Raw genomic sequence first — 25,868 nt, forward strand, 5'->3', positions numbered from 1 at the left:
CGACAGGTAGCATGCCATGACCGGTTCCCTTCACGACATCATCATCCGCCATGGGACGCTCATCGACGGAACCTGCGCGCGACGCTTCGAGGCCGACCTCGCCGTGGACGGCGATCGCATCGCCGCCATCGGTGATTTGGCCGCTGCCCGGGGCCGGACTGAGATCGATGCCAGCGGCCTGATCGTGGCGCCTGGCTTCATCGATGCCCATTCCCATGATGATATCGCGCTCTTCACCCAGCCGGACATGGTCTTCAAGACCTCGCAAGGCTGTACTACCACGGTGATCGGCAATTGCGGCTTCAGCGCTGCCCCACTCGCGCCGCGCGATTCATACCCGGCGGATTTCCTGCTGGGCGACCCGGCCTGGTATCGCTTCCCCCGCATGGCGGATTATTTCGCCGCGCTCGAGGCGACGCCGGCGGCCGTTAACACGGTCGCCCTGGTCGGCCATTCGGCACTTCGTGTCGGCTGCATGAGCGACCTCGACCGCCCGGCCAAGGCGGACGAGATCGCCGCGATGCGGGCCTTGCTGGCAGAGGCGCTGGCAGATGGCGCCGTCGGTATCTCGACCGGCCTCGAATATCCCAGCAACAAGGCGGCCGATACCGACGAGGTCGTGGCCCTGGCCGAAGTGGCGGCCGGAATGGGCGGCCTCTTCACTACCCACGCCCGCAACTACGACGACCATTTCCGTGCCGCCCTCGACGAGGCACTGGAGATCGGCCGCCGGTCGGGGGCGCCGGTAATCCTCTCGCACCTGCAAGGAGACGGACCGGACAATATCGGCCATGTATCCTGGTCGCTGCCGCAGATCGAACGGGTGCGCCAGGAACAGGCGGTCGGCCTCGACGTCTATCCCTACAACGCCGCCTGCACGATCATCGACCCGGCCTTCGTGATCTCGGCATCGCGGATTCTCGTCACCTTCTCGAAACCGCATCCCGACGCGGCCAACCGTTATCTCGACGACATTGCCGCCGAATGGGGCCTCGACCGCATCGCCGCCGCTGAACGCTTGGCACCCGGTGGCGCCATCTATTTCTGCCAGGACGAGGCAGATGTGCAAGCGATCCTGTCCTATCCGCCGACCATGATCGGCAGCGATGGATTGCCGGGCGGCGAATTCAACCATCCCCGCGCCTGGGGCAGTTTCCCGCGCGTGCTGGGTCATTATTCCCGTGACCTCGGCCTGTTCGACCTCGAGACCGCGATCCACAAGATGACGGGTTTGACCGCAGGCCGCTTTGGCCTCATCGATCGCGGCAAACTGGCTGTCGGCGCCTTTGCCGATGTGACGCTATTCGATCCCGCTCGGGTCGTCGACCGTGCCACCTTCACCGAGCCGACGGCGCAGAGCGAGGGCATAACGGATGTGCTTGTAAATGGGGCCTTTGTGTGGCGGGGCGGCAAACCGACGGGGATCCGCGGCGGCCGTCCGCTGCGGCGCAAGGCGGCGCTTGGCAACTCGGCCCTTTCGCAACCACGTGTGATGGCGCTCGCAGACTTTTGATCAAAACGCACACCATGATTGCCGTGTTGTCATTGGCGACTCATGGGGTTTGACCTTATATGTCAAGGACTAAAGTTCTCGTGCGTTTTGGCAGGCTGCCGTGTCCCGATCCCCGCTGAATGACATGCCCGCTGCGACCCGTCGGTTGCTGGCGCGGTGCGCCTTGTTGCTGGGTCTGGCCGCAATCGGCGCCGCGGTCGCCTTCGGTCTCACGCGGATCGGTTTTGGCGAGGGGACGGGTGGCAAGCCCGGCACGGCACTGGCCCAGGATCTGAGCTATTTCCGCATCGGCGCCGGCGCACCTGGCACGCCAGTCTCCGACCTCGCCGGTCTGGTCAGCGGCGCCATCAGCAACCCGCCCGGCTCGCGCAGCTGCGAGGAAGGCGGCTCCTGCGGCATTCCGGGCATGATCGGCCTGGCGCAAACCTCTACCGGCTCGGTCGACAATCTGGCCCTGCTGCGCGACGGCGCCATCGAATCCGCGGTCGCCCAGGCCGACATCGCCTATCTGGCCTTCGCCGGCAAGGATGCCTTCAAGAAACCGGGCGCAGCCAAGGATTTTCGCGCCATCGCCGGCCTGGGGCGTATCAATGTGAAAATCATCTTGCCGGCTGAATCCAAGATCGCCGACATCGCCGGGCTCAAGGGCAAGAAGGTCAATCTCGGCCTCGAGAACAGCGACAACATGCTGACGGCGCGCCAGGTCCTGGCCCATTACGGGCTGACCACCAAGAGCTACAAGGGACGCTATGACGACGTCGCCACCGCTGGCGAGGCGCTCAAGGCCGGCAAGATCGACGCCATGATCGTGGTCGATGCCCCCGACAGCCGCGACGTGACGGCCCTGGCCGAAGCGATGCCGATCCGCCTGCTGCCGATCGTGGGTGAAGTGGCGGACAAGATCGTCAAGTCCACGCCCTACTACTCAGCCGGCGCCATCTCGCCCGAGCGGTTCAAGGGTGTCGGCCAGACCCAGACCCTGGAACTGGTCGCCGTCTGGCTGGTGTCACGGAGCCTGGATGACGAAACCGCCTATGAGCTCACGCGCGCTGTCTGGGCGATGACCAGCCGCCGCCTGCAGGACCAGGCCCTGGCCAGCGGCCGGCCGCTCGATCTCGACCTCGCCCTCGCCGGGGTCAGTGTGCCGTTCCATCCCGGCGCGCTGCGCTACTACGACGAGAAGGGCGTCACCCGTTTCCTGCCGGCGGCCCTGCGTCCCGACAAGGACGGCAATGTCGGTGAAAGCGCGCCGACAAACTAGGCACGCAGCTTTCCGCCGTCCCGCTCGCGCCGCGCCGCCCGCCAGACTTCGACGGCAGCATCCGCATTGATCACGGCGATGCCGATGCCGACGATGACATCCGGCCAGACCGACGGCCAGAACAGCGTGAGAGATCCGGCCAGGATGATCGCCACGTTGGCCAACGCGTCGTTCCGGGCCGAGAGGAACGCCGCCTTGGTCAGGCTTCCCTCGGCAGCGCGAAATCTCGCCAGCAGCAGGGCGCAGCCGAGATTGACCACAAGTGCGCCGAATCCGGTTAAACCCAGGAGAGAGGCCGCCGGCACGCTAGGCTCGCCCAGCTTCTCCCAGGCGGTCCACAGGGCCGCACCGGCGGGAACCATCAGCAATCCGGCCAGCACCATGCCGACGCGCGCCCGGTTTGCGACCGACCATCCCAGCGCCACCAGAATGAGCAAATTGACCGAGGTGTCTTCGAGGAAATCGATGCTGTCGGCAAACAGCGCGACCGATCCGATCGAGTGGGCAACCCAGAATTCAACACAGAAATAGGCCAGATTAGCGCCGGCGACAATCGCGACGGCCCGCCGCAAACTCGTTGTCAGCCGGTCAAGGGGCATGGGTCTTACCCACGATAGGTAACCAGCACTGCACCCATGGCGATCAACGCCATGCCCAGAACTGCCAGGTGAGAGCGACGGACTTCACTTGACGCCCCAGCGAATGGCGGCAAGGCCGAGAGCGATGCCGAGCAGCGACAGAAACACCGACCCAAGCACATACAACACCGCCTGGCCGATGGCGCCGCGCTCGTAAAGCAGGGCTGCATCCAGCGAGAAGGCGGAGAAGGTTGTGAAACCGCCGAGGATACCGGTGGTCAGGAACAGGCGCAGCGATTGCGGGGCCTCGCCCTTGAACGCGAAGTAGCCGGCGATCAGGCCCATCAGCAGCGATCCAAGGACATTGACGACAAGTGTGCCCAGCGGAAAACCCTGCCCGAACAGGCGCAAGGATCCGAGATTTACGCCATGACGCAGGGCACCGCCGATGCCGGCGCCGAGGAAAACGATCAGGTAGCTCATCGCATTCTCCGCTAGCCCGCCACTTCGACCCGGATGCGAAAGACGCCCGGTTCCGGCTCTCCGCCGTCGAGCAGCCGGTTGCCCGTCACCTCGCAGAAATGGGCGAAATCCTTCGGCGCACCCGGGTCGGTGGCGTCGATCTCTAGGATGTCGCCCGGCTGCAACTCCTTGATGATCTTGCGGGCCTTCAGGACCGGAATTGGGCATTTGAGCCCACGCGCATCGTATTGCCGGATCATGTTGTCGCCCCTTTCCGCCCGGCCGCCCCGGTCTTATGTGCGGCTCTCGCCTCTCGTGTCGCTTGCCAGCTTTCCAGCACGCTGGCGCTGATGATGAGGACACCGCCCAGAACCTTGCTCCAGCCCAGCGCCTCGCCGGCCAATAGAGCGCCGGAGCCCACGCCCACTACCACCTCGAACATCATCAGGATATTGGCGCGTCCGGGCGACAGGCGCGCCGCGCCCCAGAGGCTCAGCAATAGCGAGGGGATCACCCAGAGGCAGATGGTGATCGCCGCCCAGGGGAGCGCATTGAAGAAGCTGACCGGCTCCGGCCACTCGCCCGGCAGAAAGGTGGCGCTGACCAACAGGAAGACGGCGATCCCGATCGGCAGGGCGCAGACAAACTGCACGATGGACTTGTCGAACACCGAGACCTGCGGCCACATCCGCGCCGCCAATAGAGCAACCGCCCAGCACAGGCCGGCCACGAGTCCCATCCATTCCGACGCATTCGACGGCAGCGGCAGGCGCCCGTTGCCGCCCTGAAGCACCAGCAGGCCGGCGATGGCGAGCGCGATCCCGGCCCAGCGCAGGGGCGAAATGTGGACGCGCAGCAATATCCGCTCCAGCACGGTCGACCAGATCGGCGACAGGTAGAACATGAGGACGACCATGCCGATTTCGCCGGTCACCACCGCCATGGCGAAGAGGATATTGCAGAGGGCGAGCGGCGCGCCGCACAGGAGCAAGCCCTTGTGCTGGCCCTTAAGGCCGCGCCAGCGCCACAGCAACACCGGCAACAGCACTATCGCCGGCAGCCCATAGACCATGGTGCCGCCCAGCGTTGCCGGCATGCCGGCGGCGTCGATCTCGCGCAGGCCGATCCACATCGTACCCCAGAACAGGGTGGAGCCGACCATGGCAAGGCTCGGCAGCAGGACACCGTTCCCGGCCGGTGCGGCAATGTTGTGGGCCGCTTTCATGCGAGCGCGCTCCAACCGGCGGCGGCGGCACGACGTTCCTGATCCAGAATCACGTCATAGGCGGATTCGTCGAGCACCAGTACCGAATCTAGCAGCAGTGCCGCGCGCGCAGTTTCAAGTACCGGGTCGTTGCCGGCGGCGATCAGGCCGACGCGCAGACAACCGATGTTCTCCACCGGCGTCCGCAGGCCGGTAATGAACGGCAGGCAGGGGGCCGGCTCGGACTGCGCCACGATCTTCAGCCCGGCGACCTCGCCCGGCGCATGTTTTTCGAGGAGCGCCCAGGTGACGCAATCGACCGCGCAGAAATCGGCCACACCCGTCTTGACCATGGCGACCGAGCGGCGGTGGCTCCCGCTCTCGACTGCGCCGCCCAACGATCCCGGTGCAAGTCCGCCTTCCGCCAGATAGAGCCGCAGGACGTTATAGCCGGATTGCGAATCCGTGCCGTTGAACGCCGCCTTGCGTCCGGCCAGATCGATGCCGGTCCGTGCCGCATCGTCACTGCGCAGGACGATGAAGCTGCAATAGGTCCCCTCACCGCAACCCTCGGCCGCATAGCTCGGCGTCGCCAGGTAGCGAACGCGATCCCGCAGGATATGTGTCAGCGGATAGCCACAGGTCTGGGACAACAGCAGATGGTCGTCGAGCCAATGGGCATAGGCTTCATCCGGCTGGATGCGTTGCTGCGGCAGCTCGGTGACACCGGCTGCGACCAGATGGCTGCGTAACCCGGCCCAGAACGCGTCGGTGGCGGCCGCCACCTCCGGCAGATCGTACATCGGCAGGGCGACAACCGTATCGGCGCTCATCTTTTCCCCATTCTCCTGTCGCCTAGAAAGGCAAGCTGTCGCCGCCGGTTCCGGGGTATTGCGGCAACCCGTCGACAATGTCGCTGTAATCCTCACCCTCGACGACGAAGATATGGTGGCGCACTCGCAGACCCGTGGGGGGATTGAGCGCGCCGGCAGCAATCGAGACCGCATCGGCGCCATGGCGTTCCCAGAACAGGCTGGCACCGCAGACCCGGCAGGAGCCGCGTCGCGCCGTATCCGACGAACGGTACCAAAGCAGATAATTGGCGCCGATAAGATCCAGCTGCACCCACCTTGCCTTGCTGTACTCGGCCGCATGGCCATGCCAGCGTTGGCATTGCCGGCAATGGCAGGTGCTGATGTCGCGCATCGATCCGTTGACTGAAAACTGCACACTGCCGCACAGGCAATTGCCGCTGTGGCGGTCCGGCTGGATGCCAACCGCCGGCAGGGGCGGCGCGGGTGCGGCCGGCTCCGCCCCGGTCGAAGACGCCGCATATTGGGGCAGACCATCGCCAATCCCGTAATAGTCGCCCCGGTGGGCGACCCAGATATGGCGGTCAAGCCTGAGGCCGGTCGGCGGGTTGATTGCGCCCATGGCGATGTCGATCTGATCGCCGTCGACCAGGCGCCAGAACAGGCTGGAGCCGCAAATCCGGCAGAAGCCACGCTCGGATTCGGGGCCGGAGCGGTACCAGCCGAGGTTTTCCCCGCCGGAAAGCCGGAACGCGGCGTTCGATGCCGAAGTATATACGCCCAGCGCCCCGTGCCAGCGACGGCACATGCCGCAATGGCACGCCGTCGGCGCCGTCAGCTGCCCCAGCGTCTCGAACCGGACTGCGCCGCACAGGCATTCGCCCCGCCGGGTCTGTATTTCCGTCACGTCGTCCTGCCTTTAACCAATTTTCTCGGACCCGGTCGAGCATAGCGGCGGCAATTCAACGGGGTAGTAGTTTTTCTTCATTGCTGAAATGTCACAATTGGAGAATGATAACCCCGTAACTTCCTTAGGCTCTTTCGGACCATGTCGGCTGAGACCATCGCCGCGACCCCCGCGCGGATACTGAACAAGGGGGATGCCGGTCGGCACGAGTACATCGCCGACCTGCCTACACTTTTCCTCGGCCTCGCCATCTATCTTGGCTTTTTCCTGCTCACCTGGAACTACCACACCCTGCCCTGGTGGGCGGTGCTGGCGCTTGGCGCCCCGCTCATCTGCCTGCACGGCTCATTGCAGCATGAAGCCGTCCACGGCTACCCGTTCCGCGCTGCCGCGCTCAACCGGCTGTTTGCCGGCTGGTCGCTGTGGCTGTGGATGCCTTACGACCTCTATGTCCGCAGCCATCTGAAGCACCATATCGACGAGGATCTGACTGCCCCCGGCATCGATCCCGAATCCAACTACCTGACTCAGGCGCAATACGACGCCATGTCGACGTTGCATCGCCTGGTACGGCAAGCCATGCGCAGCATGGCGGGCCGCCTGCTGCTTGGTCCGGCTTATTTCACTGCCGGAGTCTTCGCCGGCATTCCGCACGCGATCCGGGTCGGCGACCGGCGGGAGCTGATGGCCTGGGCCTGGCATGTCCCGACCACCGCCCTCATCCTCTATTGGGTTGTCGGTCTGTGCCAGATTCCCTTCTGGGCGTATGTCGCCCTTATCGCCTATCCCGGCACCGCGATGGCGCTGTTGCGCTCCTATGCCGAACATCGCGCCATGCCGCAGGAAGGCCACCGCACCATCATCCTGGAAGCCGGCGCCTTCTGGAGCGTCATGTTCCTGTGGAACAACCTCCATGCGCTGCATCACCGCGAGCCTGGCCTCGCCTGGTGGAAGCGCCCGCAGCGCTATCGTGATCTGAAGCCGGCGCTGCTCGAGGGCAACGGGCATTACTTCGTTCCCGGCGGCTATCTCGCCTTGGCGCGGAGCTACCTGCTGCGCCCGAAGGAACCGATCATCCATCCGGGCACCTAACCGTCGGGGCTGCAGCCGCGACGGCCTCCTATATCTGCTTTACCCCGCCCTCTTCCTTGCGCCGGGCGACAAAGGCCCGCATCGCTTCGTCGATGGCGGGATCGATCGCCGGCTGCTCGTAATCGCCGAGCGCCTGTTTCCAGAGCGCATTCGCCCGCTGCGCCGCATCCTGCGCGCCGGCCAAGCGCCAGTTCTCGAAATTGCGCCAGTCGGAAACCAGCGGCGAATAGAAAGCGGTCTCATAGCGCTCCAGCGTGTGGGCGCAGCCAAAGAAATGGCCGCCAGGCCCCACTTCCTTCATGGCATCAAGCCCCAGCGCCGCCTCCGACGTGTCGAGAGGTTGCAGGAACTCGGCCATGCCCTGGATCATCTCGGCATCGATCACCATCTTTTCGAACGAAGCGACGAGGCCGCCCTCCATCCACCCGGCACCGTGCAGGATCAGATTGGCGTGGCCCATCACGGCGCCCCACAGCGACATCTCGGATTCATAGGCGGCCTGGGCATCGACCGCATTGGCAGCGCAGGCATTGGACGATCGATAGGGAAAGCCGTATCTGCGCGCCAGCTGGCCGCCGGCCATGGCAGCACGGGTGTATTCCGGCGTGCCGAAGGCGGGCGCCCCGGTCTTCATGTCGACATTCGAGGTAAAGCCGCCATAGACGCAAGGCACCCCCGGATTGACCATCTGGGTGAAAGCGAGTCCGGCCAACGCCTCGGCATTGGCCTGGGCCAGCGCTCCTGCGATCGTCGCCGGCGCCATGGCGCCCGATAGGGTGAAGGGGGTCAACACGATCGGCTGGCCGGCCTTCGCCATCGCCTGCAATCCCTGCAGCATCGGCGTGTCGAGGCGCAGCGGAGAATTGCTGTTGATGATCGAAAAGACCGATGGCTCCTTCGCCAGCTGCTCCTTCGAGATGCCGCGGGCAAGTGCCATCAATTCGATCGCGTCCTCGATCCGCTCATTGCCCAGCGAATAGGGATGCCAGACCTTGTCGGTCAGCGTCGCCGCCATGTATAGCGCATCGAGATGGCGCGTATTGGGCGGCAGATCGGCGGGCTCGACCGGATAGCCGCCGAGGAACTGCACCACATTGAGCGACTGCGCGAGGCGCAGCAGATTGCAGTAATCCTCGAAATTGCCGGGCCGGCGTCCCCGATCGAGATCGGAGACGTTGGGTGCCGAGGCCACAGAGCCGAAATTGACGTGATTGGCGCCGAAGGTCAGGTTGTGTGCCGGGTTGCGCGCATGCAGGGTAAAAGTCTTCGGGACCGTCCTGATCTTTTCCAGGATCAGGTCGGGATCGAAACGCACCAGGTTCGAGCCCGGCCTGACATCGGCCCCCTGCTCCTTCAATATGCGGAGAGCGTTCTCCTCAAGGAATTCGATGCCGATCTCCTTGAGGATCCGGAGCGAGGCCTGGTGGATCGCCTCCAGCTGGTCCTCTGAAAGCACGCGGATGGGATCGTAATTGTTGCGGTAGGTTCGCCAGGGAAGCTGCTTCAGCCCCTTCGCCTGCCTGGTGTTGCGACGACCGCGCGCCTCGCGCGCCGCTTCGCGGGACATGATGTGCCTCGATCCGATGAGTTGTTTCTGCGGCTACCCTAGCAAACGCCGTGCGTGAGGGGCGTCAGAAAGTCTCATGGACGGCATTCCGGCGAGGAATTTGGCCGGCGCGGAATTTGGCCGCATGAAAAAGGGTGCCGGAACCTAGTGGCTCCGGCACCCTTGAGAAAATGGGCTCCAGCTGCCCGGCTTAGTTGGCCGAGGCGACTTCCGGGGCGCCGACGCCTTCCTTGAGGTTGACCTTCTTCGAGATCGTTTCGCCGGAGATCACCTGGATGTTCTCGCTGCCCCACAGCTCCTTGCCGACGCGGGCCACGGCGATATAGCGGCCTTCGCGCAGCATGATGGTCGGGTTGGGCTGGTTGCTGTTGGCGACTTCCTCGTAGACCCCGGGCTTGTTGGGGTGCTGCTTCAGCACCTGCCAGGTCACTTCGCCCAGCGCCTTCTTCTTGCCCGGCTTGAGGGCAGAGAGCTTGGCATAGCCGGCATAAAGGTTGAGCGTGTACTTGAAGGAATTGCCGGGCTCCAGCGGAATGACGAGATCAGCCTGGGTGCCCTTGAACTTTGCGCGCACAACATAGGAACCTGCCGGCAAGACGAACTTGCCCACGGCGGCCTTCTGCTCCATCACCAGGGCGCCCGATTCGGTCGCACCCTTGCGGTACTCGTATACTTCCCAGTGGACCGGGTCCTTGACCGGTTTCTCGCCCTTGCTGAGCTTCATATTGATGGAAACCTCGGCCGGAAGGCCGGAAACCGGCTTGGCGACAGCAGCCGAGGCAACCTGCTTGCCGGGCGTCGCAAGGACGATCGAACGCGTGGTCGCCTTCTCGCCCACCAGGATGGCCTGGGTTGCCTTGGTTTGGCCGAGGGCGGCGGTGACGATATATTGCCCCGGCTCAAGCTTGCCCTTGAGCTGTGCCCCCGTACCTGACAGGGTCGGTGCTTTTTCCGGCTTGCCGGTTTCCTTGTCGATCCGGACGATACTCCAGGCGACGGCCTCCTTGACCTGCGGACCGCCGGCAGCCTCGACTGCCATGATGGTCACTTCAGCCGCCTGCGCGGCCCCGAGTGTCAGGCCAAGAGACATGGCCGCACCGGCGCCAAGGCGCGCCAGCCTACGAACGAGTGAGCGCAAGTGGCCCTCCCCCTGCTTGGTCGATGATCAGTTGGTCTTGTAGATAACCCATCGACTCCTGCCGGGACAAGCAGGAATGGCCGGCCCGTGATCCCTCGGGGGCAGATTTCTCTTTATGTCACAGGATTTTACACCGTGTCCGGTAGATATCGTTCCGGAGCTGGCGAAGGTAAACGGCGCCGCGCGGCGCCATTCCGGACCCAAGAGAATGTTCGACCAGACCGGATGTCGCCTAACCATTCATGCCGCCGCCTGCGAGAAATCCGGCAAAGAGGGCGCCGCACACCATCAGGCAAGCCGCCAGGCCGAGTAACAGAAATGGTTTAATTCCGTCGAGAAGCACGATATTCCTCATTTAAGATAGCAGGGAACCCGCGCCTTGGTCGCATAAACCCGCCGGCCGGTTCGTGGCTCGCTTTACTGAGCGGCGCACTGAACAGGCCTGAAAGCGAATATTAAGCATAATAATTACACGTAATAGCTGTACTTGCGCTGCCGGATGGGATTAAGATCTGCCGCCACCGAAATCCGCCCCGCTGCGGCAGGGCCCCATCTTCATCGGAAATCCAAATGCACGCCCTTCTGAAGTTCGCCGTCCTGCTGGTCATATCCGGCACCCTTGCCGCCTGCAGCGCCTCCGCCAAAGTGGCCGTCAGCCAGCCCAAATCCGCGTCCATCTCCAGCGACAGCGTCGTCGCCCTCGAAGTCAAGGCAGTCGGCAGCGAAGCCGACGAGGACACTGAATCCGTCCTGCAGAAGCTGCGCTCCTCCCTCTTCGGCGGCCTGGTGGCCAATGGCGTCTTCAAGCAGGTCGTGCATCCGAGCGATCCGGCGGATTACCGCCTGGTCGTGTCGATCGACGGCGTCCGCGCCGTATCGCAAGGGGCGCGCATCTTCCTTGGCGTTCTCGCCGGCGAAAACCAGCTGGCCGCGCATTGCCTGCTGACCGAAAGCGTCAATGGCGAGAAGGTGGCAGATTTCACGGTCACGGGTGCCTCTGCAGCGCACCCGCTTTCCTCCGAGAACGACATGGACGACGCCATCGGCAAGGTTGTCGAGAAGATCGTCGCCTCGCTGCGCTGAATCGAACGGAACTGCTCACGACCGGTTTCGCCGCCGCGCGAGGAAGGCTTCCATGTGGAATGCCATCTGGGCGCGCGGATAGGCCAGCCCGGCGCCCACGGGGCAGGCGCGCCGGGCGAGGCAGCCGCGTTCCCGGCATTCCGTGCCGGCGTCACTGTCGACATGCCGCGCGCAGGTCATGTCGTCGAAGCCCGTTCCAGTAAAGGCACCGACCGGACAGGCAGAGAGGCATGGCTGCCCGGCGCAGGTATCGCAGGGCCGCGCCGTCTGCTCCCGCGCAAAGCTGACCTCGTCCGGCAACAGCAGCACCGCGCGATAGGCGTGCCACAGGCCATGCTGCGGGTGGATATAGATCATGAGCGGCGATGGGTGGACCGCTTCGGCGCGTTCCGCCCAGCGCTGAAACGGAAAATAGGGCGGCCCCTCGAACGGATAAAGCGCCAGCGCACCCAGTCGGCCAGACAGCGGACCGATCACCGCCCGGGTCCAGTCGTCCAGTGGATCGGTGCTCCCCGCCGGCACCAGTCGCTCGCGCGATGCGGCAAAGGCGGGCCACATCGCGCCGCCGACATTGCCGATCAGGATGACGCTCCGTGCCGGCGCACCATCCGGCAGTGCTGGCAGCGCGTCGTCGTCCCGGATAGCGAAACCACCCCGAATCTCAAGGCCGTGCGCCGCCAGGGCGGCACGCAACGTCGCAAGGATGGTGGATTCCTGGGCCATGAGGAATTCGTTAATGCCGCTCTGGACCGATCGGGGAAAGAGTCATTAGAGTGCCTGCAGCCACTTGCCTACAATAGCCAGGAAGCGTCGTCATGGATTCGGAAACCGTCAGTTTCATCCGCATGGAGGATGGCACCTACGAGGAATACCAGTTTCTCGACCGGATCTATCAGAAGCTAAATCACGGCTTGGCGGACAATCTGCTGGCCAACCTGAAGCTTCTGGCCGGCGACAGGATGGGCTACAGGATCGACCGCTACCAGCACTCGCTGCAATCCGCCACAAGGGCGATGCGCGACGGCCAGGACGAGGAAATGATCGTCTGCGCCCTGCTCCACGACATCGGCGACCTGTTGGCTCCAGAAAACCATTCGCAGCTCGCGGCCAGCATCCTGCGCCCATATGTCAGCGAGCGGAACTACTGGATGATCGAGCATCACGGCATCTTCCAGGGCTACTACTATTTCCACCACCTGGGGATGGACCGCAACGAGCGCGACAAATACCGCGGCCACCCGCATTTCCAGCATACCGCCGATTTCTGCCACAAATACGACCAGAACAGCTTCGACCCGGATTACGACACCGCCCCCATCGAGGTGTTCGAGCCGATGGTGCAGCGCCTCTTTGCGCGGCCGCCCTTCGGCGTCAAGCGCGCCAGCATGGAGTAACGAGCCATGCGTCGCCTTGTCCTCGTCATTGTCCTGCTGGCCGTCGCCTTTCTCTGGGCGCCGCAGGTATTGGAATCGGCCTCCGGCGCCTGCGACGCGCTGGAGCAGAAAATGGTGGCCCGCGAGGCAAAGGGCAGCCAACTCGGCAGCGACCTCGGCGCGGCCCTGATGCAGAACCTCTCCGGTGGCGCCGTCGCCGAGGCGGCGATGAAGGACAAGCACCCCAATCTGCCGCCGCTCGTCTCCTGCGCGCTGGAGTATTGGAAGGTGACGTTCGGCGGGTAGCATTGGCTCCAGACCGGACGAACCTCGGCCTCGCTGGTTTTCGGAGGAAAGCAATCACCCAGCCGATTAAATGAGTTGCGGGCGCGGTCCTGCGGCGGGGTGATCAGGATCGGCGGCCGGGACTGGGCGGCACCCTGATGTATGCCGCCCCGTTGGCCGCCCTCGGCATCTGGCTTGCCTGCGGTCATTGCACCCGGGATTGACGGTCCAGCGGCAAACTCTACAAGACGGAAAACCTGCCACGCGCGATTGTGCCTGCCGTCACAGATTTCTGGCGCGGGCGGGCTTACTCTCCCAGCATCAAAGGGCGCCGCGGCGCCGAAGCTGGATGAGAGATTTCCCATGTTCCGCCTGATGAGCATCGCCACGCTGGTCATGATCCTGGTCTGCTTCTTTGTCGGCGCCAGCATCGCGCTGGCGGATCCGGTCAAGACGCCGGCCAACGACAATGCAGGCAATGCCCCCGCGGCGGTCGACGTCTACGATTTCAGCGACTATTTCCGCGAGTACATGCAGCAGCCCGGCACAAGGCCGGCCAATCCGGTCGACGCGCAAGAGGTCGAGGAGCCGCAGCAGAGTTTTTTCGATACGCTCGCCTGTTGAGGCTTATATCCCTAAATAATGTAATGGATTGTTAACGTTGTTTATGCGGTAATCGGGGGCCGTTCCGACGCCGATTGCCAGATGCCCGAAGCAGCGCCAGACAGCCGATTTCATTGCGCCAATCTGACACCCCGCAATATTGCGGGGTGCCGTCCGTGACCATCCCCATCCCAACCAACAATCGCCAGGCTTTCATGCTGGCCGCGGCGACGGCGCTGCTCTTCCCGGTTGCCTTTGTCGTCGTGGACTTCCAACTTTTGTCGGACGCCGACAGCTACCTGCCGGTCCATACCTTCATCGAACTGTTCTCGATCGCCGTCGCTGTTATGGTGACGGGGATCGGCTGGAACGCGCATCGCGACAGCCGTTCGGGGCATCTGGCTGTCCTGGCCGCGGGTTTTCTGGCGGTCGCCCTGCTCGACACCGCCCACACGCTTTCCTATTCCGGCATGCCGGTCTTCGTCACCCCGTCAGGGGCGGAAAAGGCGATTCTGTTCTGGCTGGCGGCACGATTGGCCAGTGTCGTCACCCTGCTGGTCGTCGCCTTTGCGCCAACGCAATGGATGGCCGGCCCCAGGCTGCGACGCATCGCGGCGGGGGCAGCTCTGGGCTATGTCGCGATCAGCTTCTTCCTGATCTTGTTTCATCAGGGCCGGCTGCCCAGCACCTTTGTTCCCGACAGCGGCCTCACCCCCCTGAAGATCGGCCTCGAATACACCATCTGCGGCCTCTATCTGCTGGCGGCACTTGCCATCTGGCTGCGACCGGAACAAGGCCAGTCCTCCTTCCGCAGCCCGGCGCTGGTGGCAGCCGCCCTGATCTTTGCCGTCAGCGAGTTGGCCTTCACGCTCTATGCCAGTGTCTATGACACTTTCAACCTGCTCGGCCATGTCTACAAGGTGCTGGCGACCTATCTGCTCTATCGTGCCGTCTTCGTGAACGCGCTGATGCTGCCCTATGTCAGGCTGCGGCAATCGGAGGAGAAGTACCGGCAGATCCTGCAGCAGGCGGCCGATGCGATCGTTCGCGTCAATGCAGCGGGCCGGGTTGTCGATGCCAACCGACGTGCCCTGGAGATTTTCTCCGCCACCGGCGTCCTCGGTCACCAGATCAAGGAGTTGATCGCCGATTGGCGTTCGGCCCCTGCCGGGGGCAATGCCGACGAATTCGAGTTGTGGGAAAGCCGTCTGCGGGCCAAGGACGCCCCGGATACCGTGCTGGAGATCAATGCCCGACACCTCGCCAGTGGCGAGATCCAGGCCATCATCCGCGACATCACCGAGCGCAAACGGCACGAGGAGCAATTGCGCCAGGCGATCGCGCATGCTGAGCGGTCCAGCCGGGCCAAGAGCGAGTTCCTGGCAAACATGAGCCACGAACTGCGCACCCCGCTCAATGCCATTCTGGGATTTTCCGACATCATCCGCCGCGAGAGCTTCGGCCCGATCGGCAATGAGCGCTATCGCGACTATGCCGGCGACATCCATGACAGCGGCCAACACCTGTTGGCCATCGTAGCCGACCTGCTGGATATCGCCCGCATCGAGAGCGGACAGATCGTGCTGAACGAGGCCGATCTAGACCTCGCCAGCGTGATCGCCGATTGCGTCCGCCTGGTAGCACCCCAGGCTGCGCACCTCAATCTGACGGTGGAGCCACCGCGGGGTACGATCACCCTGCGTGCAGACGAACGCGCGCTGCGTCAGATCCTGCTCAATCTGCTGTCCAATGCCTGCAAGTTCACACCCGCCGGCGGCCGCGTGGAAATTTCCAGCCAGGTTGGTCCGACCGGGGAAATCACGCTCTCGATCGCCGATACGGGAATCGGCATCGCTTCGGAAGACCTGGCGCGTGTCACCGAAGCCTTCGTCCAGGTCGAATCCTCGCATGCACGGCGCCACCAGGGTATCGGCCTCGGCCTCGCCATCGCCAAGGCACTGACCGAACTGCATGGCGGCCGACTCATCATCGACAGCGCGCCGGACCAGGGGACGACGGTCAAGGTCATCCTGCCCCGCACGCGCCTCGCTCCCCCTTCCCTCGCCGCCCTGGCCTGACCGCCCTGGCCTGACCGCCCTGGCCTGATCGCCTGCTAGGCGGCGGCGCTGGCCATCGACATGCGCGGTAGTGGCGTCGGAGTCGCCCGTTCGCGGCGCGGCGTCTTGCCGAAGAAGTCGCGGTAGCATTTCGAGAAATGCGACGCCGAGACGAAGCCGCAGGCCAGCGCTACGTCGATCACCGACATGTTGGTCTGCAACAGCAGCAGGCGCGCGCGATGCAGGCGCAATTCCACGTAATAGCGCGCCGGCGAGCGGTGCAGGTATTTCGCGAACAGGCGCTCCATCTGGCGGCTGGAAAGCCCGGCCGCCTCGGCGAGGTCGGCGCGGTCCAGCGGCTCCTCCAGATTGGCCTCCATCTGCTGGATGACCTGGATCAGCTTCGGATGGCGCACGCCGAGCCGCGCGGTCAGCGCCATGCGCTGGTGGTCGTGGCGGTCGCGGATGCGTTCGTGGATGAACTGCTCGGATACCGCCGCGGCCAGTTCATGGCCATGCTGCTGCGAAATGAGGTTGAGCATCATGTCGAGCGCCGCCGTGCCGCCCGAGCAGGTGAAGCGGTTGCGGTCGATCTCGAACAGTTCCGATGTCGCCTCGATCTCGGGAAAGTTCTCGGCAAAGCTCGCCAGATTCTCCCAATGGATCGTGCAGCGATACCCGTTTAGCAGGTTGGCCTTCGCCAGGATGTGTGCACCGGTACACAGCGCCCCGATATCGGCCCCCTGCCGGTCAGCCCGGCGCAGCAGCGCGAAGACGTTCTTGTCCTCGTAGAGATGGCCGTTGACGCCGCTGCACAGGATGATCGTGTCGAAATTGACGATCTGGTCCGTCGGGCCCTCCGGCGTCAGCAGGATGCCGTTGGAGGCATTGATCGGCTTCCCGTCCGGCGACAACAGGTGCCAGGAATAGAGCTCTTTGCCGGCAACGCGATTGGCGAGGCGCAGGGGCTCGACCGCCGAGGTGAAGGCGATCATCGAGAAGTTCGGCACCAGCAGGAAGGCAATTCTCTGCGGCAACTTGGCGGGCATGTCACCGAACACGGGTATCCTCCGGAGCGAATGGCTGGCCAAAGCGGCGAGCGGACGCCAATTATCGTATTTCCGACATGTCGTCCATAGGCAAAATGGCGCGACGGGAACATTTAATCATACCAATGGTCAAGATTTTCTGATCCGCTGATGTCGCAGCTTGCTCCGTCCAATTTCCTGTATCGGCGTGCAAATGTACCCGGCAGCCCCAATTTCTTCGGGGATTTGGTTGCCGCTGAAGCGGCCGCCCCACCTGTTCCTGGCTGCCCTCTCTGCGACGCCTTGACCGGCGGCGTTAACGGGACAATAGATGGCGCGGCATCGGCGGAATCCGCTGGCCCGTCTTGCCATGATCCGGCGTCATCGATATTGCAGTGCAAAATCCGGCCTGGACCACGACATCCTCGCCACCCCATTCGGGATCGCCATGAAGCAGAATTATTCGATCTTCACCCTGGTTCGGAACGCCCTCAACTATCACCAGGACTGGCAGGAGGCCTGGCGCAGCCCGGCTCCCAAGCCGGAATACGACGTGATCGTCATCGGCGGCGGCGGCCATGGCCTCGCCACAGCCTATTACCTGGCCAAGGAACACGGCATCACCAATGTCGCGGTGCTCGAAAAGGGCTGGCTGGGTGGTGGCAATACCGGGCGCAACACGACCATCGTGCGGTCCAACTATCTGTGGGATGAATCGGCGCACCTTTACGAGCACTCGCTCAAACTGTTCGAGGGCCTGACCCAGGACCTCAACTACAATGTCATGTTCAGCCAGCGCGGCCTGATGAATCTCGCGCATACGCAGCATGACATGCAGGCCCTGCGCCGCCGCGTCTATGCGATCCAGCTCAATGGCATCGACAGCGAGATCCTGACACCCGAGCAGATCAAGGAAATGGTGCCGATCCTGGATTGCTCGGCAACCGCCCGCTATCCCATCATGGGGGCGTCGCTGCAGCGCCGCGGCGGTGTCGCCCGCCATGATGCCGTCGCCTGGGGCTTCGCCCGCAAGGCCGACGAGCGTGGCGTCGACATCCTGCAGAATACCGAGGTTACCGGCTTCAGGATCGAAAACGGCGTGGTGAAGGGCGTCGAGACCACGCGTGGGCCTATCGGCGCGAAGAAGGTCGGCATCGTCGTCGCCGGCCATTCAGGTGTGCTCGCCGGCATGGCCGGCTTCCGCCTGCCGGTCGAGAGCCATCCGCTGCAAGCCCTCGTCTCCGAGCCGATCAAGCCGATTCTCAATACCGTCGTCATGTCGCCCCAGGTCCACGTCTATGTCAGCCAGTCGGACAAGGGCGAACTGGTGCTGGGTGCCGGCATCGACGCCTATACCTCCTACGCGCAGGTGGGCTCGCCCTTCATCATCGAGAACCAGCTCAATGCGCTGACCGACCTCTTCCCCTGCTTTGGCCGCCTGCGCATGCTGCGGCAATGGGGCGGCATCGTTGACACCTGCCCGGACGCTTCGCCCATCATCGGCAAGACGCCGGTCGAGAACCTGTTCATCAATTGCGGCTGGGGTACCGGCGGCTTCAAGGCGACGCCGGGATCCGGCAACGTCTTCGCGCATACCATCGCGCGGGGCGAGCCGCATCCGCTGGCCGTCCCCTTCGCCCTGGACCGCTTCACCAGCGGTTACCTCATCGACGAGCACGGCGCCGCCGGCGTAGCGCACTAAGCGAGAGACATACCCACATGCTTCTCATTTCCTGCCCCTATTGCGGACCCCGCGACGAGCACGAATTCTCCTATGGCCACGAGGCGCATATCGCGCGCCCGACGCTGGAGCAGCAGCAGACCATGTCGGATGCGGAATGGGCCGACTACCTGTTCATGCGAAAGAACCCCAAGGGCGTCCATTTCGAGCGCTGGGTCCATAGCCGCGGCTGCCGCCAATGGTTCAACGTCGCGCGCCACACGGTGACGCACGAAATCATCAAGGTCTATCCGATGGGCGAGCCGGCCCCGAACCTGGAGCAGAAGTAACATGAGCGCGCAGAAGAACCGCCTGGCAACCGGCGGCCGCATCGACCGTTCGCGCCCGGTGCGCTTCACCTTCGACGGCAAGGCCTATTACGGCTATCAGGGCGACAGCCTCGCTTCCGCCCTGCTGGCCAATGGCGTCACCCTGGTCGGCCGCTCGTTCAAGTATCACCGCCCGCGCGGCATCGTCTCGGCAGGAGCCGAGGAACCGAATGCGCTGATCGAGGTCGGCACCGGCAACCGTCGCGAACCCAACACCCGCGCGCCGCAGATCGAGCTCTATGACGGACTCACCACCGCCAGCCAGAACCGATGGCCCAGCCTTGATTTCGACCTCGGCGCCGTCAATTCGTGCCTCAGCCGCTTTTTCCCGTCGGGCTTCTACTACAAGACCTTCAAATGGCCGAAGGATGGCTGGCTCTTCTATGAGAAGTTCATCCGCCGCATGGCCGGCCTCGGCACCGGCTCGACCGAGGCGGATCCCGACCGCTATGACAAGGTCTATGGCCATTGCGACGTGATGGTCGTTGGCGGCGGACCCGCCGGCATTGCGGCTGCCCTCGCCGCCGGCCGCGCCGGCGCCCGCGTCGTCCTGGTCGATGAGCAATCGGAACTCGGCGGCAGCCTGCTTTCCGAGCGCGATCGCAGCATCGACGGCAAGCCGGCCATGGATTGGGTCGCGGCGGCCGAGGCCGAACTTGCCGCCATGCCGGAAGTGAAGGTGCTGACGCGTACCACCGCCTTCGCCTATCTCGACGCCAACATGCTCTCCTGCGTCGAGCGCATCACCGACCATATCGGCCCCAATGCGAGCGGCCCGCGCCAGCGCCTGTGGCGCATCCGCGCCAGGGAAGTCATCCTCGCCACCGGCTCGATCGAGCGGCCGCTGGTCTATAGCGACAACGACCGCCCAGGCTGCATGCTGGCCTCGGCCGGCCGTACCTATGTGAACCGCTATGGCACGGCACCGGGCCAGCGCGTGGTGATCCTTACCAATAACGACACGGCCTATCAGACCGCGCTCGATTTCGCCGCAGCCGGCGTCTCGGTCGCGGCTGTGGTCGATTTGCGTGCCAATCCGCAGGGCGCCCTGGTCCAGGCAACCCGCGACAAGGGCATCGAGGTGATCGCAAACTCCGCCATTACCCATGTGAAGGGCGCGAAGCAGGTCAAGGAAGTCGACGTCATGTCGCTTTCCGCCGACGGCAAGTCGGTGACGGGCGGCGTGCGCCATATCTATTGCGACACGGTGCTGAGCTCGGGCGGCTGGCAGCCGACCGTGCATCTCCATTCCCAGACCCGTGCCAAGGTGGTGTGGAACGAGGAATTGCACGCCTTCGTGCCGGGTCCGGTGATGCCGGGCCAGAACAACGTCTCGGTGGGCGCTGCCAAGGGCGTCTTCGGCCTCGCCGATTGCCTGGCGGAGGGCCATGAGGCCGGCGCCGAGGCAGCCAGGCGTTTCGGCTTTACGAATGCCGCCGGCAGCGCCGCCGGCGCCGAAGCGGAACCGGCGGCAGAGCCTCTGCGCCCGATGTGGATCGTCCCTTCGGACAAGCCGGTCGGCCAGGGCGGCAAGCATTTCGTCGACTACCAGAATGACGTCACCGCCGCCGACGTGATGCTGGCGCATCGCGAGGGCTATCTCTCGGTCGAGCACCTGAAGCGCTACACCACCATGGGCATGGCGACCGACCAGGGCAAGACCAGCAACGTCAACGCGCTCGCCATCATGGCGGGCCTCCGCGGCATGAACATTCCGGAGGTCGGCACCACGACCTTCCGCCCGCCCTATACGCCGGTCACCTTCGGTGTCTTCGCCGGACCCGACAAGGGCGATTTCCTGGATCCCATCCGCAAGACACCGATCCACCAGTGGCACGCCGATCACGGCGCCGCCTTTGAATGCGTCGGCCAGTGGCATCGCGCCTGGTACTATCCGAAGGCCGGTGAAAGCATGCACGACGCGGTCAACCGCGAGGTGAAGGCGACACGCGATTCGGTCGGCATCGTCGATGCCTCGACCCTCGGCAAGATCGACATCCAGGGGCCGGATGCCGCCTGGTTCCTCAACATGGTCTACACCAATGCCTGGACCAAGCTGGAGCCAGGCAAGTGCCGCTATGGTTTCATGTGCGGCGAGGACGGCATGGTGTTCGATGACGGCGTCACCAGCCGCATCGCGGAAAACCATTTCCACATGACCACCACCACCGGCGGCGCCGCCCGCGTGCTGTCCTGGCTGGAGGAATGGCATCAGTGCGAATGGCCCGACCGCAAGGTCTATTTCACCAGCGTCACCGAGCAATGGGCGGTCTTCGCCCTCAACGGCCCCAATTCCCGCAAGGTGCTGGAAAAGGTCGTCAGCGGCATCGACCTGTCGGAGGAAGCCTTCCCCTTCATGAGCTGGCGCGATTGCGAGGTTGCCGGCGTGAAGGCGCGCATCTTCCGCATCAGCTTCACCGGCGCGCTCTCCTTCGAAGTCAACGTGCCGCCGAGCTATGCGCTCCATGTCTGGCGTGCGCTGATGAGCGCCGGCGAGGAGTTCAACATCACCCCCTACGGCACCGAGGCACTGCACGTGCTGCGCGCCGAGAAGGGTTTCGTCATCGTCGGCCAGGAGACTGACGGCACCATGACGCCGCAGGATCTCGGCTTCGAATGGATCATCGGCAAGGCGAAGCCGGACTTCATCGGCCGCCGCTCGCATCTGCGCTCGGACACGGCGCGGCCGGATCGCAAGCACCTGGTGGGTCTCCTTACCGAGAACCCGCAGGAAGTGCTGCCCGAGGGCGCGCAGATCGTCGAACATGTCAAGGACAAGCCGCCGATGACCATGATCGGCCACGTGACCTCGAGCTATTGGAGCCCCAACGCGAACCGCTCGATCGCCATGGCGGTGATCAAGAACGGTCGCAACCGCATGGGCCAGACCGTCTACCTGCCCTATGACGGCAAGGTCGTCGCCGCCCGCATCGCCAAGACCGATTTCCTCCAGGATGGAGCTGCCGCCAATGCCTGAAGCCTATAACCGCCGCTCGGCGCTGCAGCATTTCGGCCTCAAGGCCGCCGCCGCGCAATCTCCAGCGGATGCCCGCGTCTTCATCGGCGAGGCCGCACACCGCGCCATCGTCAACGTCCGCGGCAATCCGGGTGATCCGGCCTTCCTGCAGGCGGTGAAGGCCGTGACCGGCGCCGATCTGCCGGTGAAGCCGAACACGACCTCGCAAGCCGGCGAGTTCCGCCTGCTCTGGCTTGGCCCCACCGAATATTGGGTGACGGCGCCGGCCGGTTCCGAGGAAAAGCTCGCTGCGGAGTTGCGCCAGGCCTTCACCGGCCAGCATGCGGCGGTGATCGACGTGAGCGAAAGCCGTACAATCATCACGCTCTCCGGCCCCGATGCTCGCGAGGTGCTGGCGCGCGGTTGCAGCCTGGATCTGCATCCCCGCGTCTTCGGTCCCGGCCAATGCGCCCAGACCGGCCTTGCCAAGGCCAATGTGCTGATCGACCAGCGCGATGCGACCAGCTATGACATCTATGTGCTGAAAAGCTTCTCGGACTATCTCTGGCAGTGGTTCGGCCTGGTGCACCGGGATTTCACCGCCGCGATCCGGGCCGATTGATACCGGATACCGGAACACAGAACGGGCCGCGTCCAGCGCGGCCCGTTTTGTTTGGCGGCGACATGGCGCTGCCCCGGTCGGCATGCTATCCAGACGGTCAAGAGGCCGGGCGCATCCTGCCACGAGCCCATCCGTCAGGCAGTAACCGATGTCCGTTCCCGCCTCCCGCAGCAGTCTCCACGCCATGTTCTTCATGGCGCTCGGAATCTTCGGCTTCGCGGTGCTGGATGCGCTCACCAAGCGCCTGACCGAGGATTACGGCACCTGGCAGATCATCTTTCTGTCGCGTGTCGTCACCACCTCGCTGATCCTTGCCTTCGTCCTGCAGAGCCACCGCACCATTGCCGTCCTGCGCTCCAGCAATATCGGCACGCATATCGGCCGCTCGCTGCTGGTGATCGCGACGACCTGGTCGTTCTTCGAATGCCTGCGCTACATCGAACTCGCCTATGCGGTCGCCGTCGCCTTCGCCGCACCCTTGTTCATGACGGCGCTCTCCGGCCCGCTGCTGAAGGAGAAAGTCGGCTGGCATCGCTGGAGCGCCGTGCTGGTAGGCTTTGTCGGCGTCATCATCGCCCTGCAGCCGGGTGCCGACGGCATCAGCTATGGCGCCGCATTGGCACTGGTGGCGGCAGCCGCCTATGCCCTGCTGCAGCTCTGGCTGCGCCCGCTGGCCGGGCGCGAGACCAGCCACAACATCATTTTCTATACGACCCTCTTCAGCGGATTGATCGCCATGCCCTGGGCACTGGCGGAATGGCGGACACCCGACACAACCGGCTGGCTGCTGTTCCTGGCCCAGGGCGGCACCAGCACGATCGCGCAGATGTTCATCATCCGCGCCTTCCGCCAGGGCGAAGCCTCGCTGCTTGCGCCCATCGAATACACGGCGCTCATCTGGGTGGGCCTGTTCGGCTACATCTTCTGGGACGAGATCCCGACCATCCAGGTGTTCATCGGCGCCGCGATCATCATCGCCAGCGCCATCTACATTGCCCAGCGCGAGGCGAAGAGGAAGGGGGGGTAGCCCGCTTTTTACTGCCATCCCACGCGCAGGCGGGGCATGACAAGTTGAAGCAGGCAAAGATCAAAAACTCGGCGTCTCTTCGAAGGAGAGCATCTGGTAGATGGGGTCGAGGTCGTGGACGCCGTCGGCCCAGAAATCGAGATCGCGCAGGCGACCGTCGCGGACCGAATAGGCCCAGCCGTGGACGCTGAGCTTCTGCCCCGCCTTCCAGGCATTCTGCACGATGGTGGTATGGCAGATGTTGCGCACCTGCTGGCGCACATTCATCTCGCAAAGCATGTTGAGGCGCCGCTCGATATTGGGCTCCGCTTCCAGCAGGCCCTGATTGGCGGCATAGATGTCCTTGATCTGCCGCAGCCAGTTGTCGATGAGGCCGATCTCGGTATTGCCCATGGCGGCGCGCACGCCGCCACAGCCGTAATGGCCGCAGATGATGATGTGCTCGACCTGCAATACATTGACCGCGAACTCCAGCACCGACAGGCAATTGGTGTCGATGTGATAGACCAGGTTGGCAATATTGCGGTGGACGAAGATCTCGCCCGGCGGCAGATCGAGGATCTGGTTGGCCGGCACACGGGCGTCCGAACAGCCGATCCAGAAGTATTTCGGCGCCTGCTGTTCGGCAAGCCGGTTGAAATAATCGGGGTCGCTGGCAACCTGCCGCTCGGCCCATTCCCGGTTGCGGGCGAAGACCTCCGCATGGGTTTTCTTGGATTCGTCGCTCATGATGTCTGGCTTGGTTGGGGGCTAGGCAGGACCACGCCACTCGCATAGCATGCCGCACCGCACCAGAACAACCCAATCGGAAGTACACGAAATGAGTGGCAAAACCGCGCCCAAATGGCTGAAACCCCTGGTCGATTTCGGGCCCTTGGTGTTGTTCTTTGTCGCCTTCAAGATGTCCGGATTGATGGCGGCGACAGGAGCCTTGATCATCGCTACCGTCGTGCTCCTCGGCCTCAACTATGCGCTGACCCGCCATATCGCCTTGATGCCCCTCATCACGGCGGCGATCGTAATCGTTTTCGGTGGGCTGACATTGTGGCTGGATGACGAGCGTTTCGTGAAGCTGAAGCCGACCATCGTGCAGGCGCTGTTCGCCCTCATCCTGTTCGGCGGCATTCTTCTCAAGAAGCCGACACTCCAATATGTGATGGGCGAGGCGATCCGCCTGTCGAACGAAGGCTGGCGACAGCTGACCTGGCGCTTCGCCCTGTTTTTTGCTGCCATGGCGGTGCTGAACGAGATCGTCTGGCGCAGCGTCTCGACCGATCTTTGGGTCGATTTCAAGGTGTTCGGCATTGTCGGCCTCACCATGATCTTCTCGCTGGCGCAACTGCCGCTGATGAAGCGGCACATGATCGACGGGAACGATAGCGGGAAGAACTGAGCAGGTCATGCCGGCGTCATTGCTCGACCTCCTGCCGGATCTGAGCGCCGGGCCGGCGGTGCTTGTTTTCGGCACCGTGTTCCTGGCGGGAATCCTGCGCGGGTTCACCGGTTTCGGCTTCGCTTTGGCCGCCGTGCCCGTCATCACCCTGTTCCTGGAACCCGCGGCAATTGTCCCGGCCATCCCGATCGTCGCCATGGCGGCCGGCACCCAGCAAATGCGCCGCGCCTGGGGCCAGGCCAACTGGCCGGCAGTCCGACGCCTGCTTGTTGGCGCTGTTCTGGGAGCACCCATCGGCGTTGCGGCCCTCGCCTGGCTGCCAGCCAATGCAATGCGCCTCCTCATTGGTGCCGTGTTGCTGGCGGCCGTCCTCCTGCTCTGGCGCGGCTACAAATTCGAAGTGACGCCGCCGACTGGCGCCCAGATGGGCCTCGGCCTTTTCTCCGGCCTGCTCAACGGGTCGACAGCCATGGGTGGGCCGCCGGTCATCCTCTATTTCCTGGCTTCGCCCGAGGGGGTCGCCATCGGACGGGCAAGCCTGCTCATCTATTTCTTCTTCATTTCCGCCTGGAGTATCGCCATGCAGGCCCTGGGCGGCCTGCTCGATATCAAGACGGTGGTCCTTGCCTTGCTGATGATTCCAGTGATGGCGCTCGGAAATCTGATTGGGGACCGGGCATTCGACCGCTCCAGTACCGCGACCTACCAGCGGGTGGCACTGCTGTTTCTGGCGATCATCGCGGTAGTGGCCATCCTGCGCGCCCTGCTGCCAGCCTAGGCCAGATGAGTGTGGCAAGAATATATTCTTGGCACATCCACCTTGAATTAACACCTGATTAGCGTTCGACCTCTAGGATT

General features: G+C 63.9%; 26 protein-coding genes. 15 read left to right on the forward strand and 11 right to left on the reverse strand.

The window, feature by feature from the left end:
• The first annotated feature begins 16 nt into the window (after positions 1-16).
• Together A8950_RS13275 and A8950_RS13280 are read left to right on the forward strand one after the other, a co-directional pair.
• Positions 17-1,513 carry an N-acyl-D-amino-acid deacylase family protein gene (locus tag A8950_RS13275; protein WP_133614167.1) on the forward strand — a complete coding sequence of 499 codons (1,497 nt, stop codon included), beginning with the start codon at positions 17-19 and terminating at the stop codon, positions 1,511-1,513.
• A 124-nt stretch (positions 1,514-1,637) separates the two neighbouring features.
• The gene (locus A8950_RS13280) at positions 1,638-2,774 is read left to right on the forward strand and encodes a TAXI family TRAP transporter solute-binding subunit (protein WP_133614168.1); all 1,137 of its coding nucleotides are present in this window, start codon (positions 1,638-1,640) and stop codon (positions 2,772-2,774) included.
• Here the strand turns inward: A8950_RS13280 and A8950_RS13285 are convergent.
• From A8950_RS13285 to A8950_RS19665, 6 genes are all read right to left on the reverse strand, one after another.
• Positions 2,771-3,373, reverse strand: coding sequence for a cation transporter (locus tag A8950_RS13285; RefSeq protein WP_133614169.1), 603 nt, complete (start codon positions 3,371-3,373; stop codon positions 2,771-2,773). The genes A8950_RS13280 and A8950_RS13285 overlap by 4 nt on opposite strands.
• Positions 3,374-3,457: 84 nt before the next feature.
• Positions 3,458-3,835, reverse strand: coding sequence for a fluoride efflux transporter CrcB (gene crcB / locus A8950_RS13290; RefSeq protein ID WP_133614170.1), 378 nt, complete (start codon positions 3,833-3,835; stop codon positions 3,458-3,460).
• A gap of 11 nt (positions 3,836-3,846) precedes the next feature.
• Positions 3,847-4,074 (reverse strand): sulfurtransferase TusA family protein, encoded by a 228-nt coding sequence (locus A8950_RS13295; protein WP_133614171.1) that lies wholly within the window; start codon positions 4,072-4,074, stop codon positions 3,847-3,849.
• Positions 4,071-5,039 (reverse strand): DMT family transporter, encoded by a 969-nt coding sequence (locus A8950_RS13300; protein ID WP_133614172.1) that lies wholly within the window; start codon positions 5,037-5,039, stop codon positions 4,071-4,073. The genes A8950_RS13295 and A8950_RS13300 overlap by 4 nt, the downstream gene beginning before the upstream one ends.
• Positions 5,036-5,851, reverse strand: a complete 816-nt coding sequence (locus A8950_RS13305; RefSeq protein WP_133614173.1) for a phosphate/phosphite/phosphonate ABC transporter substrate-binding protein — start codon at positions 5,849-5,851, stop codon at positions 5,036-5,038. The genes A8950_RS13300 and A8950_RS13305 overlap by 4 nt, the downstream gene beginning before the upstream one ends.
• 22 nt (positions 5,852-5,873) lie before the next feature.
• Complete coding sequence (locus tag A8950_RS19665) at positions 5,874-6,737, reverse strand: GFA family protein (RefSeq protein ID WP_208109860.1); 864 nt, start codon at positions 6,735-6,737, stop codon at positions 5,874-5,876.
• Positions 6,738-6,878: 141 nt separating this feature from the next.
• Here A8950_RS19665 and A8950_RS13320 point away from each other — a divergent pair, with 141 nt between their 5' ends.
• Positions 6,879-7,829: a fatty acid desaturase gene (locus tag A8950_RS13320; protein WP_133614174.1), complete on the forward strand. Its 951-nt coding sequence runs from the start codon at positions 6,879-6,881 to the stop codon at positions 7,827-7,829.
• Positions 7,830-7,857: 28 nt separating this feature from the next.
• On the opposite strand, the gene A8950_RS13325 is transcribed toward A8950_RS13320, so the two are convergent.
• Both A8950_RS13325 and A8950_RS13330 read right to left on the reverse strand, forming a co-directional pair.
• Entirely contained in the window at positions 7,858-9,396 is a 1,539-nt protein-coding gene (locus tag A8950_RS13325) for a trimethylamine methyltransferase family protein (RefSeq protein ID WP_133614175.1), read from the reverse strand.
• A gap of 190 nt (positions 9,397-9,586) precedes the next feature.
• The gene (locus A8950_RS13330; RefSeq protein WP_133614176.1) at positions 9,587-10,534 is read right to left on the reverse strand and encodes a hypothetical protein; all 948 of its coding nucleotides are present in this window, start codon (positions 10,532-10,534) and stop codon (positions 9,587-9,589) included.
• 570 nt (positions 10,535-11,104) lie between these two features.
• Here A8950_RS13330 and A8950_RS13335 point away from each other — a divergent pair.
• Positions 11,105-11,617, forward strand: coding sequence for a DUF4410 domain-containing protein (locus A8950_RS13335; RefSeq protein WP_133614177.1), 513 nt, complete (start codon positions 11,105-11,107; stop codon positions 11,615-11,617).
• A 15-nt stretch (positions 11,618-11,632) separates the two neighbouring features.
• Here the strand turns inward: A8950_RS13335 and A8950_RS13340 are convergent, their stop codons facing one another.
• A complete protein-coding gene (locus A8950_RS13340) occupies positions 11,633-12,340 on the reverse strand; it encodes a 4Fe-4S dicluster domain-containing protein (protein ID WP_133614178.1) in 708 nt (235 codons plus the stop codon).
• A gap of 92 nt (positions 12,341-12,432) precedes the next feature.
• Between A8950_RS13340 and A8950_RS13345 the strand changes: the two genes are divergently transcribed.
• The 4 genes from A8950_RS13345 to A8950_RS13360 all read left to right on the forward strand — a co-directional run bounded on the left by A8950_RS13345 (position 12,433) and on the right by A8950_RS13360 (position 15,956).
• Positions 12,433-13,011 (forward strand): HD domain-containing protein, encoded by a 579-nt coding sequence (locus A8950_RS13345; protein ID WP_133614179.1) that lies wholly within the window; start codon positions 12,433-12,435, stop codon positions 13,009-13,011.
• A 6-nt stretch (positions 13,012-13,017) separates the two neighbouring features.
• Positions 13,018-13,296: a hypothetical protein gene (locus A8950_RS13350; protein ID WP_133614180.1), complete on the forward strand. Its 279-nt coding sequence runs from the start codon at positions 13,018-13,020 to the stop codon at positions 13,294-13,296.
• A 342-nt stretch (positions 13,297-13,638) separates the two neighbouring features.
• The gene (locus A8950_RS13355; protein ID WP_133614181.1) at positions 13,639-13,899 is read left to right on the forward strand and encodes a hypothetical protein; all 261 of its coding nucleotides are present in this window, start codon (positions 13,639-13,641) and stop codon (positions 13,897-13,899) included.
• Between the two features lie 155 nt (positions 13,900-14,054).
• The gene (locus A8950_RS13360) at positions 14,055-15,956 is read left to right on the forward strand and encodes an MASE3 domain-containing protein (RefSeq protein ID WP_133614182.1); all 1,902 of its coding nucleotides are present in this window, start codon (positions 14,055-14,057) and stop codon (positions 15,954-15,956) included.
• A gap of 35 nt (positions 15,957-15,991) precedes the next feature.
• On the opposite strand, the gene A8950_RS13365 is transcribed toward A8950_RS13360, so the two are convergent.
• Complete coding sequence (locus tag A8950_RS13365; RefSeq protein ID WP_243735637.1) at positions 15,992-16,996, reverse strand: GlxA family transcriptional regulator; 1,005 nt, start codon at positions 16,994-16,996, stop codon at positions 15,992-15,994.
• 415 nt (positions 16,997-17,411) lie between these two features.
• Between A8950_RS13365 and A8950_RS13370 the strand changes: the two genes are divergently transcribed.
• The 5 genes from A8950_RS13370 to A8950_RS13390 all read left to right on the forward strand — a co-directional run bounded on the left by A8950_RS13370 (position 17,412) and on the right by A8950_RS13390 (position 23,617).
• Entirely contained in the window at positions 17,412-18,665 is a 1,254-nt protein-coding gene (locus tag A8950_RS13370; RefSeq protein ID WP_133614183.1) for a sarcosine oxidase subunit beta family protein, read from the forward strand.
• Positions 18,666-18,682: 17 nt separating this feature from the next.
• Positions 18,683-18,973, forward strand: a complete 291-nt coding sequence (locus A8950_RS13375; protein WP_133614184.1) for a sarcosine oxidase subunit delta — start codon at positions 18,683-18,685, stop codon at positions 18,971-18,973.
• Position 18,974: 1 nt separating this feature from the next.
• The gene (locus tag A8950_RS13380) at positions 18,975-21,989 is read left to right on the forward strand and encodes a sarcosine oxidase subunit alpha family protein (RefSeq protein WP_133614185.1); all 3,015 of its coding nucleotides are present in this window, start codon (positions 18,975-18,977) and stop codon (positions 21,987-21,989) included.
• Positions 21,982-22,590, forward strand: coding sequence for a sarcosine oxidase subunit gamma (locus A8950_RS13385; protein ID WP_166645168.1), 609 nt, complete (start codon positions 21,982-21,984; stop codon positions 22,588-22,590). Before A8950_RS13380 ends, A8950_RS13385 begins: the two co-directional genes overlap by 8 nt.
• A 148-nt stretch (positions 22,591-22,738) precedes the next feature.
• The gene (locus A8950_RS13390) at positions 22,739-23,617 is read left to right on the forward strand and encodes a DMT family transporter (RefSeq protein WP_133614187.1); all 879 of its coding nucleotides are present in this window, start codon (positions 22,739-22,741) and stop codon (positions 23,615-23,617) included.
• Positions 23,618-23,677: 60 nt separating this feature from the next.
• On the opposite strand, the gene can is transcribed toward A8950_RS13390, so the two are convergent.
• Positions 23,678-24,346, reverse strand: coding sequence for a carbonate dehydratase (gene can, locus A8950_RS13395; RefSeq protein ID WP_133614188.1), 669 nt, complete (start codon positions 24,344-24,346; stop codon positions 23,678-23,680).
• 91 nt (positions 24,347-24,437) lie between these two features.
• Between can and A8950_RS13400 the strand changes: the two genes are divergently transcribed.
• The gene (locus A8950_RS13400) at positions 24,438-25,010 is read left to right on the forward strand and encodes a septation protein A (protein WP_133614189.1); all 573 of its coding nucleotides are present in this window, start codon (positions 24,438-24,440) and stop codon (positions 25,008-25,010) included.
• A 7-nt stretch (positions 25,011-25,017) separates the two neighbouring features.
• Positions 25,018-25,788 (forward strand): sulfite exporter TauE/SafE family protein, encoded by a 771-nt coding sequence (locus A8950_RS13405; protein WP_133614190.1) that lies wholly within the window; start codon positions 25,018-25,020, stop codon positions 25,786-25,788.
• The last annotated feature ends 80 nt before the right edge of the window (positions 25,789-25,868 follow it).

Origin of the sequence: Dongia mobilis, assembly GCF_004363235.1 — a bacterium.
GTDB classification, from domain to species: Bacteria; Pseudomonadota; Alphaproteobacteria; order Dongiales; family Dongiaceae; genus Dongia; species Dongia mobilis.

Bases quoted from the DNA above. Each gene is read 5' to 3' on its own strand.
- A8950_RS13275 (WP_133614167.1), top strand. From the start codon at position 17: ATGACCGGTTCCCTTCACGACATCATCATCCGCCATGGGACGCTCATC.
- A8950_RS13280 (WP_133614168.1), top strand. From the start codon at position 1,638: ATGCCCGCTGCGACCCGTCGGTTGCTGGCGCGGTGCGCCTTGTTGCTG.
- A8950_RS13285 (WP_133614169.1), bottom strand. From the start codon at position 3,373: ATGCCCCTTGACCGGCTGACAACGAGTTTGCGGCGGGCCGTCGCGATT.
- crcB (WP_133614170.1), bottom strand. From the start codon at position 3,835: ATGAGCTACCTGATCGTTTTCCTCGGCGCCGGCATCGGCGGTGCCCTG.
- A8950_RS13295 (WP_133614171.1), bottom strand. From the start codon at position 4,074: ATGATCCGGCAATACGATGCGCGTGGGCTCAAATGCCCAATTCCGGTC.
- A8950_RS13300 (WP_133614172.1), bottom strand. From the start codon at position 5,039: ATGAAAGCGGCCCACAACATTGCCGCACCGGCCGGGAACGGTGTCCTG.
- A8950_RS13305 (WP_133614173.1), bottom strand. From the start codon at position 5,851: ATGAGCGCCGATACGGTTGTCGCCCTGCCGATGTACGATCTGCCGGAG.
- A8950_RS13320 (WP_133614174.1), top strand. From the start codon at position 6,879: ATGTCGGCTGAGACCATCGCCGCGACCCCCGCGCGGATACTGAACAAG.
- A8950_RS13325 (WP_133614175.1), bottom strand. From the start codon at position 9,396: ATGTCCCGCGAAGCGGCGCGCGAGGCGCGCGGTCGTCGCAACACCAGG.
- A8950_RS13335 (WP_133614177.1), top strand. From the start codon at position 11,105: ATGCACGCCCTTCTGAAGTTCGCCGTCCTGCTGGTCATATCCGGCACC.
- A8950_RS13340 (WP_133614178.1), bottom strand. From the start codon at position 12,340: ATGGCCCAGGAATCCACCATCCTTGCGACGTTGCGTGCCGCCCTGGCG.
- A8950_RS13345 (WP_133614179.1), top strand. From the start codon at position 12,433: ATGGATTCGGAAACCGTCAGTTTCATCCGCATGGAGGATGGCACCTAC.
- A8950_RS13350 (WP_133614180.1), top strand. From the start codon at position 13,018: ATGCGTCGCCTTGTCCTCGTCATTGTCCTGCTGGCCGTCGCCTTTCTC.
- A8950_RS13355 (WP_133614181.1), top strand. From the start codon at position 13,639: ATGTTCCGCCTGATGAGCATCGCCACGCTGGTCATGATCCTGGTCTGC.
- A8950_RS13370 (WP_133614183.1), top strand. From the start codon at position 17,412: ATGAAGCAGAATTATTCGATCTTCACCCTGGTTCGGAACGCCCTCAAC.
- A8950_RS13375 (WP_133614184.1), top strand. From the start codon at position 18,683: ATGCTTCTCATTTCCTGCCCCTATTGCGGACCCCGCGACGAGCACGAA.
- A8950_RS13380 (WP_133614185.1), top strand. From the start codon at position 18,975: ATGAGCGCGCAGAAGAACCGCCTGGCAACCGGCGGCCGCATCGACCGT.
- A8950_RS13385 (WP_166645168.1), top strand. From the start codon at position 21,982: ATGCCTGAAGCCTATAACCGCCGCTCGGCGCTGCAGCATTTCGGCCTC.
- A8950_RS13390 (WP_133614187.1), top strand. From the start codon at position 22,739: ATGTCCGTTCCCGCCTCCCGCAGCAGTCTCCACGCCATGTTCTTCATG.
- can (WP_133614188.1), bottom strand. From the start codon at position 24,346: ATGAGCGACGAATCCAAGAAAACCCATGCGGAGGTCTTCGCCCGCAAC.
- A8950_RS13400 (WP_133614189.1), top strand. From the start codon at position 24,438: ATGAGTGGCAAAACCGCGCCCAAATGGCTGAAACCCCTGGTCGATTTC.
- A8950_RS13405 (WP_133614190.1), top strand. From the start codon at position 25,018: ATGCCGGCGTCATTGCTCGACCTCCTGCCGGATCTGAGCGCCGGGCCG.